Origin of the sequence: Eubacterium ramulus ATCC 29099, assembly GCF_000469345.1 — a bacterium.
GTDB lineage: Bacteria > Bacillota > Clostridia > Lachnospirales > Lachnospiraceae > Eubacterium_I > Eubacterium_I ramulus.
On record NZ_KI271133.1, the window covers coordinates 14726 to 31507 of the forward strand.

Sequence of the window (16782 nt, forward strand, 5' to 3'; positions counted from 1 at the left end):
TTGCACATCATAACCTCTCATTTGTATTGATTCATCCATGATTTTACATTCGACTGTTTCTATGATAAACTGGCATCAAAATCATAAAAAATCGATACGATTATTTTTTTAACAAAGGGGTTTTTATGAAAACAATATTGATCACCGGTGCTTCCCACGGAATCGGGAAAGCCATTGCCGAAAAACTTGCCGCCTGCGGTATGCGGCTCTTTTTAAACTGCCGCTCTTCTAAGGAAACCTTATATGAGTATGCTGTCAAACTGTCAGAAACATATCATGTTCCATGTACCCCGCTTTTTTATGATGTCTCAGATCATAAACAGGTACATGCCATGTTTGAAGAAATCTGTGCTCTGGGTGAAAGCATCGATATTCTGATCAACAACGCCGGTATTTCCCATATCGGCCTGCTTCAGGATATGAGCATCGAGGAATGGAATCAGGTACTGAACACCAATCTGACTTCGGCTTTTTCCTGCAGTAAATACGCAATCCCGGATATGATCACCCGCAAGCAGGGAAAGATCATCAATATTTCATCCATATGGGGATGCTCCGGTGCTTCCTGTGAAGTGGCTTACTCCGCCAGCAAAGGAGGACTGAACCTGTTCACACAGGCACTGGCCAAGGAACTTGCCCCAAGCAATATCCAGGTAAATGCCATCGCCTGCGGTGTCATCGATACCCGTATGAATGCCTGCTTCGATGCGGAAGAACGGTCAGAACTGGAAAATGAAATCCCTGCCGGAAGATTTGCGGCACCATCTGAGGTGGCAGACTTTGTGCAGCAGCTCATCGATGCTCCGTCCTACCTCACCGGACAGATCATATCCTTCGATGGAGGATATCTGTAATTATATAAAACGAAATCGGAGAATTTCTCCACAATCGCCGGATGTGGAAAAATTCTCCGATTTTGCTGCTACACTATTTTTCGTTTTAAGCAGAGTAAAATTATCTTTTCTAAACTGTACTTTCTTTTGTCCTAAAGTGTCGTTTCCCGGCTTTTTCCTTTCTTCTGGACAATTTCTCTTTTTGCTTTTTTTCTTTTCGACTCATCTGTCTGCTGCGGATTGCTTCATCCAGTTTCCGGAACCGCTCTTCTTCCTGCTCCTCCTGTTCCTGCATCAGATAATTCATCTCTTTGATCACTTTCTCTCCGACATGCTCAGATACAGCCCGTCCCAATGCCTGATTGTTTTCTGCGATGGCATTTCGCACGATATCGTTCATCATCAACTGAAACTGCTCCAGCTTTGTCAGCCCTGCAGGTGCCGCATTGGTATGTGAAACTGCAACATGCATCTGCTGTCCGTCCTTTTCCGGCTCAGATTCTGTCTCACCGGACATAGTAGTGGTGTGCTCCTGCTGTTTCGCTTCTTCCAGATTCGGATTTTCATTGTGAAGCATCATCTTAATGGCCTTCAGCTGATATCCTTCTTCCTTCCATTTCTTGATCTGTCTAAACTGCTGCATATTTTCTTCAGTATAGTAACGGTGTCCCATCTCATTGCGGGGGACATCCAGCTCCAGTTCCTCTTCCCAGTAACGTAACACATGCGACTCTACCTGCATCATATTCGCCGCATCTGAAATCATGTATCGTACTTTTTTCACGATAGAATCCTCCTTTATTACTGTTACAATGATTGTAGCACAATCATGACAGTTCTCAAGAAAATCTCATCGTAAAATTTCGACATAATTTCACAGAATAAGAAAATCCCTATACGTTCCTTACATCCTGAACAGAAAATATGCAAGTCTTTCTATACTATGTTTGTTATACTTCTGTCTGTTTGTTCTTCGGTCCCGGCTCTGCTTTGCTGATCTTCTTAAATGTGATCGTTACTTTAAACAGATCCCCATCCAGGTACAGATCAAATGTTCCGTCCTGCATTACTGTCAGGTTACGGGCGATCTCAAGGCCCAGACCGCTGCCCTCGGTACTTCGTGAGACATCTCCTCGTACAAAACGCTCCAGCAGTTCATCTGCTTTGAAGTTTAACGGACTCTCGGACACATTTTTCATGGAAAATACAACGGTATCGCCTTCCACACTTCCAGTTACATAAACTCTCGTTCCGGGCATCGCATATTTTGCTGCATTGTTGTAGAGATTTTCAATAACGCGGAACATCCGGCGGCCATCTGCCCGAATCAGCATCTGCTCCTCCGGCAGATCACAGATCAGATTCAGATTTTTTGCGGCAAATTTTTCTTCAAATTCACCGTTTGTCTGCTTGACCAGCTGCTTCAGGTTGATCTCCTGCATAGTCAGTGTAATGTTTCCGGAACTGATTTTAGAAGCCTCCACCAGATCCTCTGTCAACTGTTTCAGACGCAGTGCCTTTCTGTTTAAAATTTCAATGTAACCGGCAATCCGCTCATCCTGAATATTTTCTCTTTTCAGAATATCCACATAGTTGATAATGGAAGTTAACGGTGTCTTAATATCGTGAGACACGTTTGTGATCAAGTCTGTTTTCAGACGTTCACTCTTCATCTGATTATCCACAGCTTTCTCCACACCATCACGGACTTTGTTGATTTCTTCTGCCAGTTCCAGATTTTCTCCCGACATGTGCTCGGTATTGATACGGTAATCCAGATTACCTGCTGCCAGCTGTTGAATACCGTCCTTGATGGCTTCTTTTCCACTGGTGCTCTTCAACATTTTCAGATATACAAAAATATCAAACAATATCATCAGAAGGAAGAAGAAAAATGCCATTCCGCCCGCATAATGAAAACCGAATGCACAGATGATCCACATAAAAATCGTCTGCACGCCAAGCAATACTATATAGGCGATCAGAAGCTGTCTGTTTGCTTTCTGTGCACGATAAGAATTCTGAATGGTTTTTCTGGATGCATCCACAGTTCTTTTTATTGCATGCGCAATACTTGCAATGATACTTCCGCCAAGTTTACGCTCTTTGATTCTTCGGCCGTAACTCTTCAGATTCCAGGCAAACAATGCGGCTACCAGAACTCCGCAAATGGCACATCTTACCATAACATTTTCCGTTACCTGCGGCAGCATGCTGTAATAATAACTACTGTTACGGCTGACACAAGCAAATCCGGTTCCATATAAAACCACCAGTAATGTCCACAGAATGATATCCTTAAGCATCAAAAGTTCTATCGGAAATCTGTCCATAAGTACCGGATGAATCTTATCATCCTCCGGTTTCCGTCCGGTCTGCAGTGCAACCAGAACCAGCATCACGATTGCAAGAGCCAGGAACACCCACATAGCAGCAAACACATTGATCTGCTTTTCTCCCGATGCACCTTGAAATGTGAGCTGTTCGGAAGTATTTTTATAAAATGCATAAAACATGGAATCAAAATAAGACGGTGATGTCTTACAATGATAATTTGTATCTAACCCTACAAAGATCTTCCAGTTACCGTCTCCCAGGACATCACTGACGATTTCTTTCATTTCTTCGTTCATATAATGCACCGGAGTAGAAACCTTTCCGGCTGCCTCATCGATCATCAGATAAAAGATCTGATCCGGTGCAGAATAATTTTCTGTCAGATACTGTTCTTCCACCTGGGTCAGAGACATTGCCTGCTCCGTTTTCCATGCCGGCACATTGGTAAATACACTGCCATCTTCTTCATTTACCAAATATACATATACATTCGTATTTGCAAACTGTTTTTCAATATTTTGGCTTTGCTCTACCAGTGCATGCACCTGACGGGCTGCATCCAGCAGATTGTCGTAATAAGTCGAAAGCAGATTCATCTGATCACTTGTCCTGGCATACTCTGCCAGTGTCATTCCGTTGATATTCTTAATAAACTTCTGCTCTATCTCAAGTCCGTTTCCATACAACACATCCGCACCATTGTTATAACATTTCACCTGATAGGACTCATATGCTTCCGGATGTCTGTTATCAGCGGTACCGCCATCATCACTTTCACTGATCCAGTCACTGATATCCACTGTCTCTATATTAACCGGCTGTGAACCATCCACAGCAGATTCTGTTTGCGCTTCCGTTGCAGCCACAGATGATTCATCATCTTCGGAATCTACGACATCATTTTCTTCGTATTCATCATACACATACTCATGTTTCGTCTCAGTCAGCCAGCGAAGGAACGGATAACCATCCGAATTATAAAACGCATCCAGATCGGACAATTTGTATTCCAGATTCGGATCTTTAGTTTCTGCCTTCACGCCACCATCTAAATTTGAAATATCTACGGTCAGATCACCGTTATAGGCTATTCCATTCAAAATCTTATTTTCAGATGCAAAGTTGTCCAGCTGACTATATACTTCCTGTCGCACATAGCGTTGGGCCTGCTCGCTGTCCACATAAGAAACCGGATTCATAATTTCCTGCACATTCATGCCCTCATATAATCCCAGAACGGACCATCCGGCGCAGACGGCAGTCAGTCCGCCAGCCACCAGCAGAACCGCCGTTGTCAGCGTCTTTGCCCACATGCTGTAAAAATGTTTTTTCTTCATAAGGATCTCCTGTTCTACTCGACTTTAATATCCTCCATCTTATAGCCGATTCCCCATACCACTTTCAGATAACGTGGTTCCTTAGGGTTAATCTCGATTTTTTCCCGGATATGCCGGATATGCACCGCCACTGTATTATCCGCATTGATGGCATCTTCATTCCAGATATTTTCATAAATCTGTTCAATAGAAAATACTCTTCCCTTATTTTTTGTCAGGAAAAGAAGGATATTGTATTGAATCGGTGTTAATTTTTCTACAACTATGCCATCGACCGTCACCTGTTTCATATCATCATTGATCTCCAGACCACCCGTTTTATAAACATTCGACGTCGGTTCCTGCATCATTGTCCCCAACTTTGTATAACGACGCAGCTGTGATTTCACTCTTGCCACAAGCTCCAGTGAATTAAATGGTTTGGTCACATAATCATCGGCTCCTACATTCAATCCGAAAATCTTATCCGTATCCTCCGTCTTGGCTGAAAGGATTATAATCGGGATATTGGACTCTTCACGAATCTTTAAGGTTGCACGGATACCATCCATACGCGGCATCATCACATCCATGATCAAAAGCTGTATATCATTTTTCCGCATCATCTCGATTGCCTGAATACCATCATATGCTTTTAAGATCCGGTACCCTTCCGGGGCCAGATAGATTTCAATGGCATCTACGATATCTTTGTCATCATCACATACTAAAATATTTATCATAATTTTTCACCTCCCCGCCATTATACTCGATTTGCATGCATTCGAAAAGGAATGTTTCCCGCAATTCCTTTATGCTGACACTTTAACAGACAATTCTTTCCGGAAACCACGCCAAATTCTTAACGATTTATGAAGATAACCAAAAGGATAAAGTCTTTATATTTTCAACAGGGTTTCTTAATGATTTGTTAATGATTGTAATTATAAATCCTAACATTTGCCTGCTATATTAGGTACAACGAAAAAATGTACAGGGAGGAAACAATTATGCTGGTTACTATCACCCGTGTGATCAACTGGTCAATCTTATTTGCATTTATCGCATGTTTTTCTTATCAGATTGTCTACCTGATTGCACCTTATATTAAAAAAGAAAAAACACACAAGCCTTTGCAGATGCACCGTTACGCCGTACTGATTGCAGCAAGAAATGAAGAAAATGTCCTGGGTGGACTGCTTGACAGCATTCGCGCACAGAATTACCCGTCCGAACTGGTGGATATTTACGTCGTTGCGGACAACTGCACCGATACCACTGCTGAAATTGCTTATGCACACGGTGCCTATGTATATGAACGTTTTAACCGGGTCCAGATTGGAAAAGGATATGCCTTAAAGTACCTGCTGGATCAGATTTCCCTCAGTGATAATCTGGAAGATTACGACGGATTTTTTATCTTTGATGCAGATAATCTGCTGGATGAAAATTACATAAAAGAAATGAATATGACCTTCAATGACGGATATGATGCCGTCACCAGCTACCGTAATTCCAAAAACTTTGGTGATAACTGGATTTCCCATGGTTACGGTCTCTGGTTTTTACATGAAGCACAGTTTTTAAACCGCGGCAGAATGCGTATCGGCAACAGCTGTATGGTATCCGGCACCGGCTATATGATTTCCCGTGAACTCATTGAGAAAAATGATGGATGGAACTTCTTCCTGTTAACGGAAGATATTGAATTTACCGCTGACTGCATCGCAAACGGTGTAACAATTGGTTACTGTGAGCGCGCAGAATTCTATGATGAGCAGCCGACCAGACTTTCCGTATCCTGGCATCAGCGTATGCGCTGGGTAAAAGGTTATTTTCAGGTATATAAAAAGTACGGCCGACAGCTATTATCAAAGGTCGGCAAAAAAGGATGCTTCTCCTGTTTTGACATGCTGATGTCCAATTTACCGGCCTTTATTCTGACTATGATAGCTACTTTTGCAGGACTTACCCTGACCATTCTGGCACTTTTGACCGCTCAGGATTTCACATCTGCCCTGCTCTGTGTCGGAAAATTCACGGTCAATACCTCTGCTGCAATGCTGGTACTTGGAATCTATACCACATTAACTGAGTGGAAACATATCCATATGGCATGGTACAGAAAAATCGGCTATATGTTCACATTTCCGATCTATATGCTGACTTATATTCCCATCGCTTTCATGGCAATGTTCAAGAAAGTAGAGTGGAAACCGATTGCGCACGGTTCCAGAGTGACAAAAACTCCTATTCGCACAATCGCATCCTGATTGGTCACGATTTCCGGCAAGAAAGCGTGCCGCAATAAAAGAAGCCGCCGTGGCAACGGTATTATCTGTACTAATCAGATAATACCGTTGCCACGGCGGCTCTATATAAATAATACTCCCTTTTATTTACCGGAAAATGCAATCCATTTCCCGGTAAATAAAGCGGACATTCGCAATCCGCTTTCGCTACTTGCTCATGAACGTAGTCGCTTTGCGACCTGCGTTCAAATATGATGTATGCAGACTATGATTACTCCGTTTTTACAAACTCATGTGCTTCTTCCTGTCCACGCAGCACACGAAGTCCGCCAAGTGCCAGAGATTCCATCTCGTTCTCGCCCGGATATACGATCACCGGTGCAATCCACTCTGCATTTTTCTTTATTTCGCTTGTGAAATACTCAGAATAAGCAATTCCGCCTGTCAGGATGATTGCTTCCACATCACCTGCGACAGTGGCAGCTTCCTCACCAATCTTGCGGGCTACGTTTAATGCCATCGCATCATAGATCAGTTTTGCATGCTCATCACCATTCTCGATCATTTTCTCTACTTCACGACTGTCGTTAACACCAAGATGTGCTACAAGACCGCCACGGCTCTTCATTTTCTTGAGCATCTCTTTTGCAGTCATGCCACTCTGTCCGAAATATTTGATCAGATCCTGAGATGGAAGACCCCCTGCACGCTCCGGAGCAAATGGACCATCCTCATCATTGATAATATCAGCCACTTTTCCACCATACTGCAATGTTATAGAAATGCCACCACCGAGATGTACCACGATCAGCTTGCAGTCTTTATACTCTTTTCCATGCTCGCGGGCATATTTCATGGCTGCCGCTCTTGTATTCAGGTTGTGTCCGATCCCCTTTCTGCTGAGTTCTTTCAAACCTGTGATCTTCAAAATCGGCATCATCTCATCAACGGTTACACCATCATAAATGAAAGCCGGTATTCCCAGTGGTTTTGCGATTGCATCTGCAATAATAGCACCAAGGTTAGAAGCATGCTCCATCGCCGGTTTATTTTTCAGCTGCCATACCATATCGTCGTTTACACGGTAAGCACCTGCCTGAAGAGGCGGAAGTAAACCACCACGGGCAACGATTCCGGTCAGTTCCTCCAGTTTTACATTTTTCTCTTTCAGAACTTCCATGATCATATCTTTACGGAACTCATACTGATCAACGATCAGGTCATATTTTGCGATCTCATCTGCGGAATGGGAAATGCTCTCCACAAAAATCTGCTTCTCATCCTCATAATAAGCAATTTTGGTAGAAGTAGAACCCGGATTTAAAATTAACAATTTCTCCATTATCGTAATCCTCCTGCTTTTTTATTTTGTACTCTTATATGTCTTATATTACCATGTATTATATATCTTGCACAATATATTTTTGAAGATTTTAAATTTCTTTTTTATGTACACGATAAGAAAAACTTATCAAAACAAAAAATCTTATCGAATACCTATTTTTCCTTCATGAAATGCTTTCCGTATGTCCGATACAGGTAAATTGCAATGAAAATTGTCACAGCTTCCGACATCGGCATTGTCAGCCAGACACCGGACACACCGATCAGTTTTGGAAGAACCAGTATAAATATAACGACAAGGAACAACGAACGCAGTAATGAGATTATTGCCGAAATAAATCCATTTCCCAGTGCAGTAAAATATCCGGAAAGAAATACATTCAGACCGATAAACACAAAAACCGTACTGAACAGCTTCAACCCATCCCAGGTCAGTGAGAACACATTTCCATCCCCGACAAATAAGTGAATGATATCTTTTCCATAAATATAAGATACTGCCAGGATCAACACGGAGCTGATGGCAATCGTAATAAAACTGTAGCGCGTTGTTTCTTTAATTTTCCCGTAATTTTGAGCTCCATAATTGTAGCTGACGACCGGAGCTGTTGCAACGGCAATTCCCATATAAAAGGAAATAAAGAAATAATAAATGTACATGATGATCGTCACAGCCGCAACTCCGTCTTCCCCAAAGTATTTCATAATAATAATGTTAAATAAAAATGTAGTGATACCGGTAGACAATTCCGTCAGCATTTCACTGCTTCCGTTCGTGCAGGATTTCAAAAGAACTTTCCAATTTACGTTCGGCTTACAGAACCTGATCTGACTGTACTTCAGAAAATAAAGCAAACCAATTATCATGCTGACTGTAATGGAAAGAAATGTTCCCCACGCAGCTCCAAACGTCCCCATACGAAATACAACTACGAAAATATAGTCGAAAACAACATTCAGAGTAAGACCTGCCAAGGACATTACCATTCCAATCTGTGATCTCCCGTCTGTCCTCACAAGATATTCGAAAAACAGCTTAAATGACATCGGAACGGCTCCTAAAAATATCACAAATGCGTACGGAATTACATGTTCCATCAAACGTTCACTGCTTCCTAAGAAGATACAGATCGGTTTTAAAAACAGGATACCGCCGATTGTAAATACAAGGGAAAGTATGAGCAGTACAATCGCGATAAAAGTGAAAATCTCATTTGCCTCCTGCTCCCGTTTTTGCCCCATCTTCTCACCTATGATGGCGGCGGATCCCGTTGCAAACATGACTGCCGTTCCAAAAATAATGCAGGTGATCGGAATCACAATATTAATCCCTGCGAGTGCATCCGAGCCGGCATAACGGGATACAAAAAATCCATCTATTGTTGTGTAAAAAGACAAAAAGATCATGGTCAGCACTGACGGGACAAGATATTTTAAAAATTGTGGATAAGACATTTTTTCTTCAAAACATTTCATTTCTATACGCCTCCTACTTGCTAATTTCTTTCTATGAATATACAATAAAGGATATAGTAACTATAGTGTCAAGGCGAGGTTTATATGAAAGATATGTTTTCCATCGGTGAGCTTGCAAGATATCAGAATATCTCAAAGCAGACACTGATTTTCTATGATAAAATCGGACTGTTTCGTCCGGCATATGTAGATCCGGATAATAAATATCGCTATTATAAAGCGAGTCAGATTGACTATCTGGATACAATTTTAATTATGAAAGAAATGGGATTTTCACTTGGAGAGATCCAGGAACATATGAAAACGTATACGATCAATACGTCATTGATCGCATTGAGAAAACAATTGACCGTACTCGATCAGCAAATCAGACATTTACAATTGGTTCGAAATCGTCTTGCTCACAGATGCGAGCAAATGGAAAATGTAAAAGAAGTGCGCGACCGAAACCAGGAGGTTACGATCAAAGAGATAAATCCCAACTACCTTCTCTATGCGGAAGTAGATGCGCCACACTCTTTCAGTGAAATAAGCATCGCTACAAAGAAGTGCTTTTCTCAGGCGCTCAAAGACGCCCTTCCAATATTCTTTCAGACGGGCGTAATTGTTCCATATAAGCACATTTTAGAAGGTCGATATACCGAAGCAAACATTGCTTTTCTGCCAATTGAAAAGACAAAAAATGTGAAAAATATTATGATACTCCCAAAAGGACGTGCCGTAAGTATCTATCATTACGGCACGTATCAGTCTGTGGACTATTCTTATAAAAAACTGTTGGACTATTGCAAAGAACAGAATCTTAACATTATTTCCGACTCATATGAATTTTGCATCAATGATTACATCTCCTCCGGAGATGAACGTGAGTATATTACAGAAATCTTTTTTTACGTGCGATAAGGAATTTCTACATGTTCACCCGATGCAGACAACACACCGCTTCTGTATGCACGGTATGGCAAAACTGATCCACCGCTCGTACACGTTTCAGTTCATACCCTTGCTCACACAGTATCTTCAGATCCCGGGCCAGCGTCGCGGAATCACAACTGACATAGACCACCCGGTCCGGTGCCATCTTCACAATAGTATCCAGTAATTTTTCATCGCATCCTTTTCTCGGCGGATCCACCACAATAACATCCGCATACGCCTTCCGACCTGCTGCCGCTTCTTTTTCATAAAACTCCGGCAGCACTTCCTCTGATTTTCCGACGAAAAATTCTGCATTTTCGATGCCATTCTTTACAGCATTGCGCTTCGCATTTTCAATGGCCTGTGGAATAATCTCCACGCCATACACCTGTTTCGCTTTCTGAGCCAGGAACAGGGAGATTGTTCCGATACCGCAATACAGATCCCACACGGTCTCTTCCCCGTGCAGATCTGCATATTCCAGTGCCAGTCCGTACAACTTCTCCGTCTGCACCGGATTGACCTGATAAAAGGATACTGGTGAAATTTCATAAGAAATATCTCCAATCTGATCTGTGATATATTCCTGCCCCCAGAGCACGATGGTCTTGTGACCCAGAATCACATTGGTGCGCTCGGTATTGCAATTAAGGGAAACACTTGTCATACCATCAATTTTTCGCAATGCTTCCACCAGTTTTTCCCCATGTGGCAGACTTTTTCCATTAATGATCAGGCAAACCATCTTTTCCTGACTGGAAAATCCACATCGGATCAGTACATGGCGCACCAGTCCTTTTCCGGTTTTCTCATCGTATGCGGAAATATGATATTTTTCCATAAAATCAATGACAATATCCAGAATTTCCCTGTTTACCGGAAGCCCGAGCGCACAGTCGCGATTTGGAATAATCGTATGCGTTCTTCCTGCATAAAAGCCGGTAACAATATGACCTTCTTTATCCGTTCCCACCGGAAATTGTGCTTTGTTTCGATAATGGTATGGCTCATCCATACCAACGATCGGTTCCATCGGGATTTTCGTAAATCCACCGATGCGTTCCAGATTATTACGCACCTTATTTTCTTTGAATTCTAACTGTTTTTCGTAAGACAATGCCTGAATCTGACACCCGCCACACTGTCTGTAATACGGACAATTCGGTTCCACACGATCCGCCGATGCCTCCAACAGTTCCATCAGCCTGGCATAGCCATACGTCTTTTTTAACTTGATAATCTTCGCCCGCACCACATCACCGATAACAGCATCTTTGACAAAAAAAGTCATGCCGTCCGATTTTCCGATACCGGCACCGTCCACACCCATATCTTCTATTTTCAAAATCAATTCATCATTCTTCTGCATAATTACTTACCTGTTCTTCTGATGTTGGAATCCAGGAAGCGGTTGAAGCCCTGCCACTCCAGGCTGTTCTCCGGAATGTTGGAAAGTGCTTCCCGCATAGTTTCCAGTTTTGCATCGGAATTATCCGCAAAACTCAGTGCGATAGCTTCTGCCAGAGCCGGTTTTTTCGGTGAACCATATTCCAGTTCCCCATGATGCGCCAGGATACAATGTATCAGCTCAGATGCTGTCCGCTTGGGGAAACCTGCAATCTGATCGATATGTTTCTGAACTTCCATTGCTCCGATCATAATATGACCAAGTAACTGTCCGTCATCCGTGTAATCATTTGCCGGGAAAGTGGACAGTTCGGATAATTTTCCAACGTCATGGAACATGGCTGCGGTCAGCAGCAGATCACGGTTCAGCATAGGATACAGATTGCAGAAAAAATCACAGATCTGTGTCACATGCAATGTATGCTCCAACAGTCCGCCTACAAATCCATGGTGCACACTTTTTGCCGCGGAATGGAACTGAAAACGTTTTGCAAAGTCCGCATCCTTGAAAAATGATTCTGCCAGCTGCTTGAGATATGGATGTTTCATCTGATCGATATATGCCAGAAGTTTCTGATACATCTCCTCAATATTATACTCGCTGACCGGCAGATAATCTGCCGGATTCACATCACTTTCTGCCATTTTTTTTACTCGTTTCACATTCAGCTGCAGAGAACCCTGAAAACTGGTCACGTCACCCATGACATAAATATAATCCAGAGAATCAAACTCCTCGATACCATTAGAAGATACATCCCAGATTTTTGCGTCCAGTGTACCTGTTTTATCCTGAAGTGTCAGCGAATCATACGGCTTTCCTGCTTTTGTCATAGCAGTCTGTTTGTGTCTGCACAAATATACCTCACTGATTCTCTCGCCTTCACGTAATGTTTCAATAAATCTCATTTTCCTCACAATCCCCACTATGGGTATCCTTTCTAACTAAAATCTATACGATTGCTATTTACTATTCCGTCTGCTAATTTTCCTGCAGCGTACCAAATACAACTTTGAAACGCAGATCCTGATATTTCCCATCTGCACCCATCCGTTTGACGGTGACGGTACTCTGCTGTCCGTCCTTTGCATTCATAATACAGTCCTCATACTGTTCTGCAGTCAGAATCTCCTTATTGTCAATCTTGGTCAGCACGTCTCCCACCTGAATGCCGGCCTGCATTGCCGGTGAATCAGGAGACACCTGTTTGATATATATGCCCTTCGGAAGTTCATTCGATTTTGCGATCTCCGCTGTCACCGTACAGATTTCCAACCCAAGATAAGCCGGTGATTCTCCGTTTGACATTTTTTCCAAAAGTTTGCTGATCTGAGAAATGCTGATAGCAGTCACCGTACTCTGTGCCTCCCGCGTGCTGTAACTTTGTAGCATCAGTCCAACCACTTCACCCTTCAGATTGATCAGCGCACCGCTTCCTGCATCGCTGGCATTGATATCAGTGGAAATCACCTTATAGTTCGCGTCCACGGTGGACACCTCATAACTGCTGGATGTGACATTTCCGGTCAGAATGGAAAATGGTTCCCCCAGCGGACTGCCGATGGCGATCACAATGGTTCCCTGAGACAATGCAGAAAAACTGCTGAGTGTCGCAGCTGCCACCTGATCAGTGGTATCTGCTGACAGCTGCCGTTTTTCCACACACAACATGGCAATCCCTGTATTTTCGTCATAAGCCTGCAGTACCGCGGAAGCGGTATCGTTATTGTAAAAGGTCACCTCTACCTGACTGGCATCTGAGATTACTTTCTTCTCCGTCACCACCAGATACTCATCACCGGTGTCCGCTACAATAATGCCGGTTCCCTGACTCTCTGTTTCATAGGCATTATCAAACCAGTCTGTAGCCTCTCCGATTCCCCGGACTGCTACTACGGATTTATTCGCTTCCCGGCCAATGGCATATAATTTGTTCTGCAACACCTGGTAATCCTCCGGTTCCATGAGCTGCGTTTCCGTAATATAGACCGGTGCGTTTTCTTCCGGTGTTTCTTCCGAAATTTCATCCTCTCCGGAAATCACCACAGTATTGTCCTTCCGGTAAAGCAGATTGTCAAATACTGGTCTGAGTGCTGCAAATACCGCTGCTGCCACCACGCCAAACAGAACGGCCAGTAAAATCGTTCCAAACAGCCGTGTACGCAGTTTTTTCCGGTCAATAGGTATTTTCTTAATATGCTCTTTTACAAAATGATATTCTTCCTGTTTCTTTTTATCCACTGCAAAGCACCTCTCCGCACCTGTTTCTTTTGGTAACTTCAAGTCAGATATTTCAAACTCGCCTGCACTTATTATACGTTTTCTGTAATTCTTATGCAACTGAAAAGTTTTAATAGAACTTTCACTTTTCACTTCTTTCATTATGCGTTAAAATGGAACTGTTCCGATACAGGAATATACCGTTATAACATGGAGGAGTTTATGAATCAAAAAGCTTTAAAAGTTTTAGAATATGACAAAATCATTCAGCTGCTTGCAGAGCAGGCGACTTCAGATGCCGGAAAAAAACGATGTCTGGAACTGGTTCCGATGACAGATAAGCAACTGATCACGGATGCGCAGGCTCAGACAGCAGATGCTCTGTCCCGCATTTACCGCAAAGGAAATATTTCCTTCGGTGGATTAAAAGATCCGGGCTTTCAGATGAAACGACTGGAGATTGGCGGCTGTTTAAATGCAGCAGAACTACTCTCTATCTGTACCTTATTGGAGATCACCAGGCGTGCAAAAGCCTATTCCAGAGAAAACCGCGACGATCTGCCGGCTGACTCCCTGGATGTACTTTTTGCGGGACTGGAACCGCTGACACCGTTGCTTGAGGAAATCCGCCGCTGCATTCTGGCAGAGGATGAGATCAGTGACGATGCCAGCCCGGCACTTCACAGTGTCCGCCGCACCATCCGTAATATTAATGATAAAATCCATGGTGCCATGAATAACCTGTTAAACAGTTCCACCACACGGTCTTATTTGCAGGATGCAGTCATCACCATGCGAAACGGACGTTACTGTCTGCCGGTCAAGGCGGAATACAAAGGACAGGTTCCTGGTATGATCCACGATCAGTCCTCCACCGGTTCCACACTGTTTATCGAACCGATGTCTGTCGTAAAATTAAACAATGACCTGAAGGAGGCATTTTTAAAAGAACAGGAAGCCATTGAAGCAGTTCTGGCAGAACTCAGTAATCTGACTGCACAGTATGCCGCATACCTGTTGGATAATTACCGGATCCTCGCTGACCTCGATTTTATTTTTGCAAAAGCAAACCTGGCAAAAATCCAGAACGGTATGGCACCGATTTTTAATACAGAAGGACGCATCCACATCCGGCAGGGACGTCACCCACTTCTGGATCCCAAAAAAGTCGTTCCCATCGATGTGCATCTGGGAGATACCTTCCACCTGCTGATCATCACCGGACCGAACACAGGTGGTAAGACAGTCTCCCTGAAAACGGTTGGCCTGTTCACCCTGATGGGACAGGCTGGTCTGCATATTCCGGCAAAAGATCGATCCGAACTGGCTATTTTTGATGATGTCTATGCGGACATCGGTGATGAGCAGAGTATCGAGCAGAGTCTCAGTACCTTCTCCTCCCATATGACCAACATCGTTTCCATTTTGAAACATGCGACGCCTCAGTCCCTGGTGCTCTTCGACGAGCTCTGTGCCGGAACGGATCCGGATGAAGGTGCTGCGCTGGCGATCTCGATCCTGGACCGGCTGCGTCAGGATGGTATCCGTACTATGGCTACTACCCATTACAGTGAAATTAAGCTATATGCCCTCTCCACAACCGGCGTAGAAAATGCCTGCTGCGAATTCAGCGTTCAGACTCTGAGCCCGACTTACCGGCTGCTCATTGGTATTCCAGGAAAAAGTAATGCCTTTGCGATTTCCAGCAAGATTGGTCTTCCGGCAGATCTCATTGAAGATGCTAAGACCCGGATCACAAAAGAAAATGAAAACTTTGAGGATGTTATTGCTGATCTGGAGCAGAGCCGTCTGACCATAGAGAAAGAGCAGGCAGAAATCAACCGTTATAAAGAAGAAGCTGCTTCCCTAAAGAAACAGTTAGAAGAAAAACAGGAGCGCTTAAACCGCAGCCGCGACCGTGTATTGCAGGAAGCCAACCAACAGGCCGCCGCTATTTTAAAAGAAGCCAAGGATCTGGCTGATGAAACCATCCGCAACTTCCACAAATACGGCAAAACCCATATGGATGCCTCCGCCATGGAAAAGGACCGTGAGAAAATCCGGAAAAAAATGGCAAAAGCCCAATCCAAGTCCTCTATCCAGAAGAAAGAGCAGATCAACCATAATGTACCGAAAAAACTGCGTCTCGGAGATTCCGTCAAAATTCTCAGCATGAATCTGAAAGGTACCGTACACACACTTCCGGATGCAAAAGGAAACCTCTTTGTACAGGCCGGCATCCTGCGATACCAGACTAACATCCGTGACCTGATATTGGTAAATGATGATGCTACCCCGGCAGTGCACAACACCAAAACCGGTGCCGGCAAATTAAAGATGTCCAAATCTCTATCTGTCTCACCGGAAATCAATCTGATTGGCAAAACCGTGGACGAAGCACTGATGGAATTGGATAAATATCTGGATGATGCGTATCTCGCTCATCTGAAATCCGTGCGTATCGTACACGGAAAAGGAACCGGTGCTCTGCGCAAAGCTGTGCAGGGACATTTAAAACGCCAAAAATACGTCAAAGCATTCCACCTTGGAGAATTTGGTGAGGGGGATGCCGGTGTAACTATTGCAGAGTTTGAATAATTTCAGAGCCATGAGGATTGCAAGTATAAATACGAATCATGCCCGCATGATTCAAGTCGAACGCACGTGAGACTTGGTGC

Annotated in this window: 12 protein-coding genes; 4 read left to right on the forward strand and 8 right to left on the reverse strand. The window is 43.5% G+C overall.

The genetic code is table 11. The annotated features are described in order from the left end of the window. The first annotated feature begins 125 nt into the window (after positions 1-125). The gene (gene ymfI, locus HMPREF0373_RS08645; RefSeq protein WP_021739311.1) at positions 126-854 is read left to right on the forward strand and encodes an elongation factor P 5-aminopentanone reductase; all 729 of its coding nucleotides are present in this window, start codon (positions 126-128) and stop codon (positions 852-854) included. Positions 855-963: 109 nt separating this feature from the next. Here ymfI and HMPREF0373_RS08650 read toward each other — a convergent pair whose 3' ends face one another. The 3 genes from HMPREF0373_RS08650 to HMPREF0373_RS08660 all read right to left on the reverse strand — a co-directional run bounded on the left by HMPREF0373_RS08650 (position 964) and on the right by HMPREF0373_RS08660 (position 5226). Further along, positions 964-1617: a MerR family transcriptional regulator gene (locus HMPREF0373_RS08650; protein WP_044963586.1), complete on the reverse strand. Its 654-nt coding sequence runs from the start codon at positions 1615-1617 to the stop codon at positions 964-966. 166 nt (positions 1618-1783) lie between these two features. Further along, positions 1784-4507: a sensor histidine kinase gene (locus HMPREF0373_RS16055; protein WP_021739313.1), complete on the reverse strand. Its 2724-nt coding sequence runs from the start codon at positions 4505-4507 to the stop codon at positions 1784-1786. A 14-nt stretch (positions 4508-4521) separates the two neighbouring features. Beyond that, positions 4522-5226, reverse strand: a complete 705-nt coding sequence (locus HMPREF0373_RS08660; protein WP_445013221.1) for a response regulator transcription factor — start codon at positions 5224-5226, stop codon at positions 4522-4524. A gap of 270 nt (positions 5227-5496) precedes the next feature. On the opposite strand from HMPREF0373_RS08660, the gene HMPREF0373_RS08665 reads away from it, so the two are divergent. Then, positions 5497-6759 (forward strand): glycosyltransferase family 2 protein, encoded by a 1263-nt coding sequence (locus HMPREF0373_RS08665; protein ID WP_044963589.1) that lies wholly within the window; start codon positions 5497-5499, stop codon positions 6757-6759. Between the two features lie 250 nt (positions 6760-7009). On the opposite strand, the gene buk is transcribed toward HMPREF0373_RS08665, so the two are convergent. Next, on the reverse strand, positions 7010-8080 hold the full coding sequence (buk, locus tag HMPREF0373_RS08670) for a butyrate kinase (RefSeq protein WP_021739316.1): 1071 nt from the start codon (positions 8078-8080) through the stop codon (positions 7010-7012). Between the two features lie 155 nt (positions 8081-8235). After that, on the reverse strand, positions 8236-9558 hold the full coding sequence (locus HMPREF0373_RS08675; RefSeq protein WP_021739317.1) for an MATE family efflux transporter: 1323 nt from the start codon (positions 9556-9558) through the stop codon (positions 8236-8238). An 84-nt stretch (positions 9559-9642) separates the two neighbouring features. On the opposite strand from HMPREF0373_RS08675, the gene HMPREF0373_RS08680 reads away from it, so the two are divergent. Continuing rightward, complete coding sequence (locus HMPREF0373_RS08680; RefSeq protein WP_021739318.1) at positions 9643-10461, forward strand: MerR family transcriptional regulator; 819 nt, start codon at positions 9643-9645, stop codon at positions 10459-10461. Positions 10462-10468: 7 nt separating this feature from the next. Here the strand turns inward: HMPREF0373_RS08680 and rlmD are convergent, their stop codons facing one another. From rlmD to HMPREF0373_RS08695, 3 genes are all read right to left on the reverse strand, one after another. Then, the gene (rlmD, locus tag HMPREF0373_RS08685) at positions 10469-11845 is read right to left on the reverse strand and encodes a 23S rRNA (uracil(1939)-C(5))-methyltransferase RlmD (protein WP_021739319.1); all 1377 of its coding nucleotides are present in this window, start codon (positions 11843-11845) and stop codon (positions 10469-10471) included. A 2-nt stretch (positions 11846-11847) separates the two neighbouring features. Then, positions 11848-12792, reverse strand: a complete 945-nt coding sequence (locus HMPREF0373_RS08690; protein ID WP_021739320.1) for a 3'-5' exoribonuclease YhaM family protein — start codon at positions 12790-12792, stop codon at positions 11848-11850. Between the two features lie 73 nt (positions 12793-12865). Further along, positions 12866-14125: a S1C family serine protease gene (locus tag HMPREF0373_RS08695; RefSeq protein ID WP_044963623.1), complete on the reverse strand. Its 1260-nt coding sequence runs from the start codon at positions 14123-14125 to the stop codon at positions 12866-12868. Positions 14126-14326: 201 nt separating this feature from the next. Between HMPREF0373_RS08695 and HMPREF0373_RS08700 the strand changes: the two genes are divergently transcribed. After that, positions 14327-16702, forward strand: coding sequence for an endonuclease MutS2 (locus HMPREF0373_RS08700; protein ID WP_044963592.1), 2376 nt, complete (start codon positions 14327-14329; stop codon positions 16700-16702). The last annotated feature ends 80 nt before the right edge of the window (positions 16703-16782 follow it).

Coding starts and splice junctions, on each gene's coding strand:
- ymfI (WP_021739311.1), top strand. CDS start 126: ATGAAAACAATATTGATCACCGGTGCTTCCCACGGAATCGGGAAAGCC.
- HMPREF0373_RS16055 (WP_021739313.1), bottom strand. CDS start 4,507: ATGAAGAAAAAACATTTTTACAGCATGTGGGCAAAGACGCTGACAACG.
- HMPREF0373_RS08665 (WP_044963589.1), top strand. CDS start 5,497: ATGCTGGTTACTATCACCCGTGTGATCAACTGGTCAATCTTATTTGCA.
- buk (WP_021739316.1), bottom strand. CDS start 8,080: ATGGAGAAATTGTTAATTTTAAATCCGGGTTCTACTTCTACCAAAATT.
- HMPREF0373_RS08675 (WP_021739317.1), bottom strand. CDS start 9,558: ATGAAATGTTTTGAAGAAAAAATGTCTTATCCACAATTTTTAAAATAT.
- HMPREF0373_RS08680 (WP_021739318.1), top strand. CDS start 9,643: ATGAAAGATATGTTTTCCATCGGTGAGCTTGCAAGATATCAGAATATC.
- rlmD (WP_021739319.1), bottom strand. CDS start 11,845: ATGCAGAAGAATGATGAATTGATTTTGAAAATAGAAGATATGGGTGTG.
- HMPREF0373_RS08690 (WP_021739320.1), bottom strand. CDS start 12,792: ATGAGATTTATTGAAACATTACGTGAAGGCGAGAGAATCAGTGAGGTA.
- HMPREF0373_RS08700 (WP_044963592.1), top strand. CDS start 14,327: ATGAATCAAAAAGCTTTAAAAGTTTTAGAATATGACAAAATCATTCAG.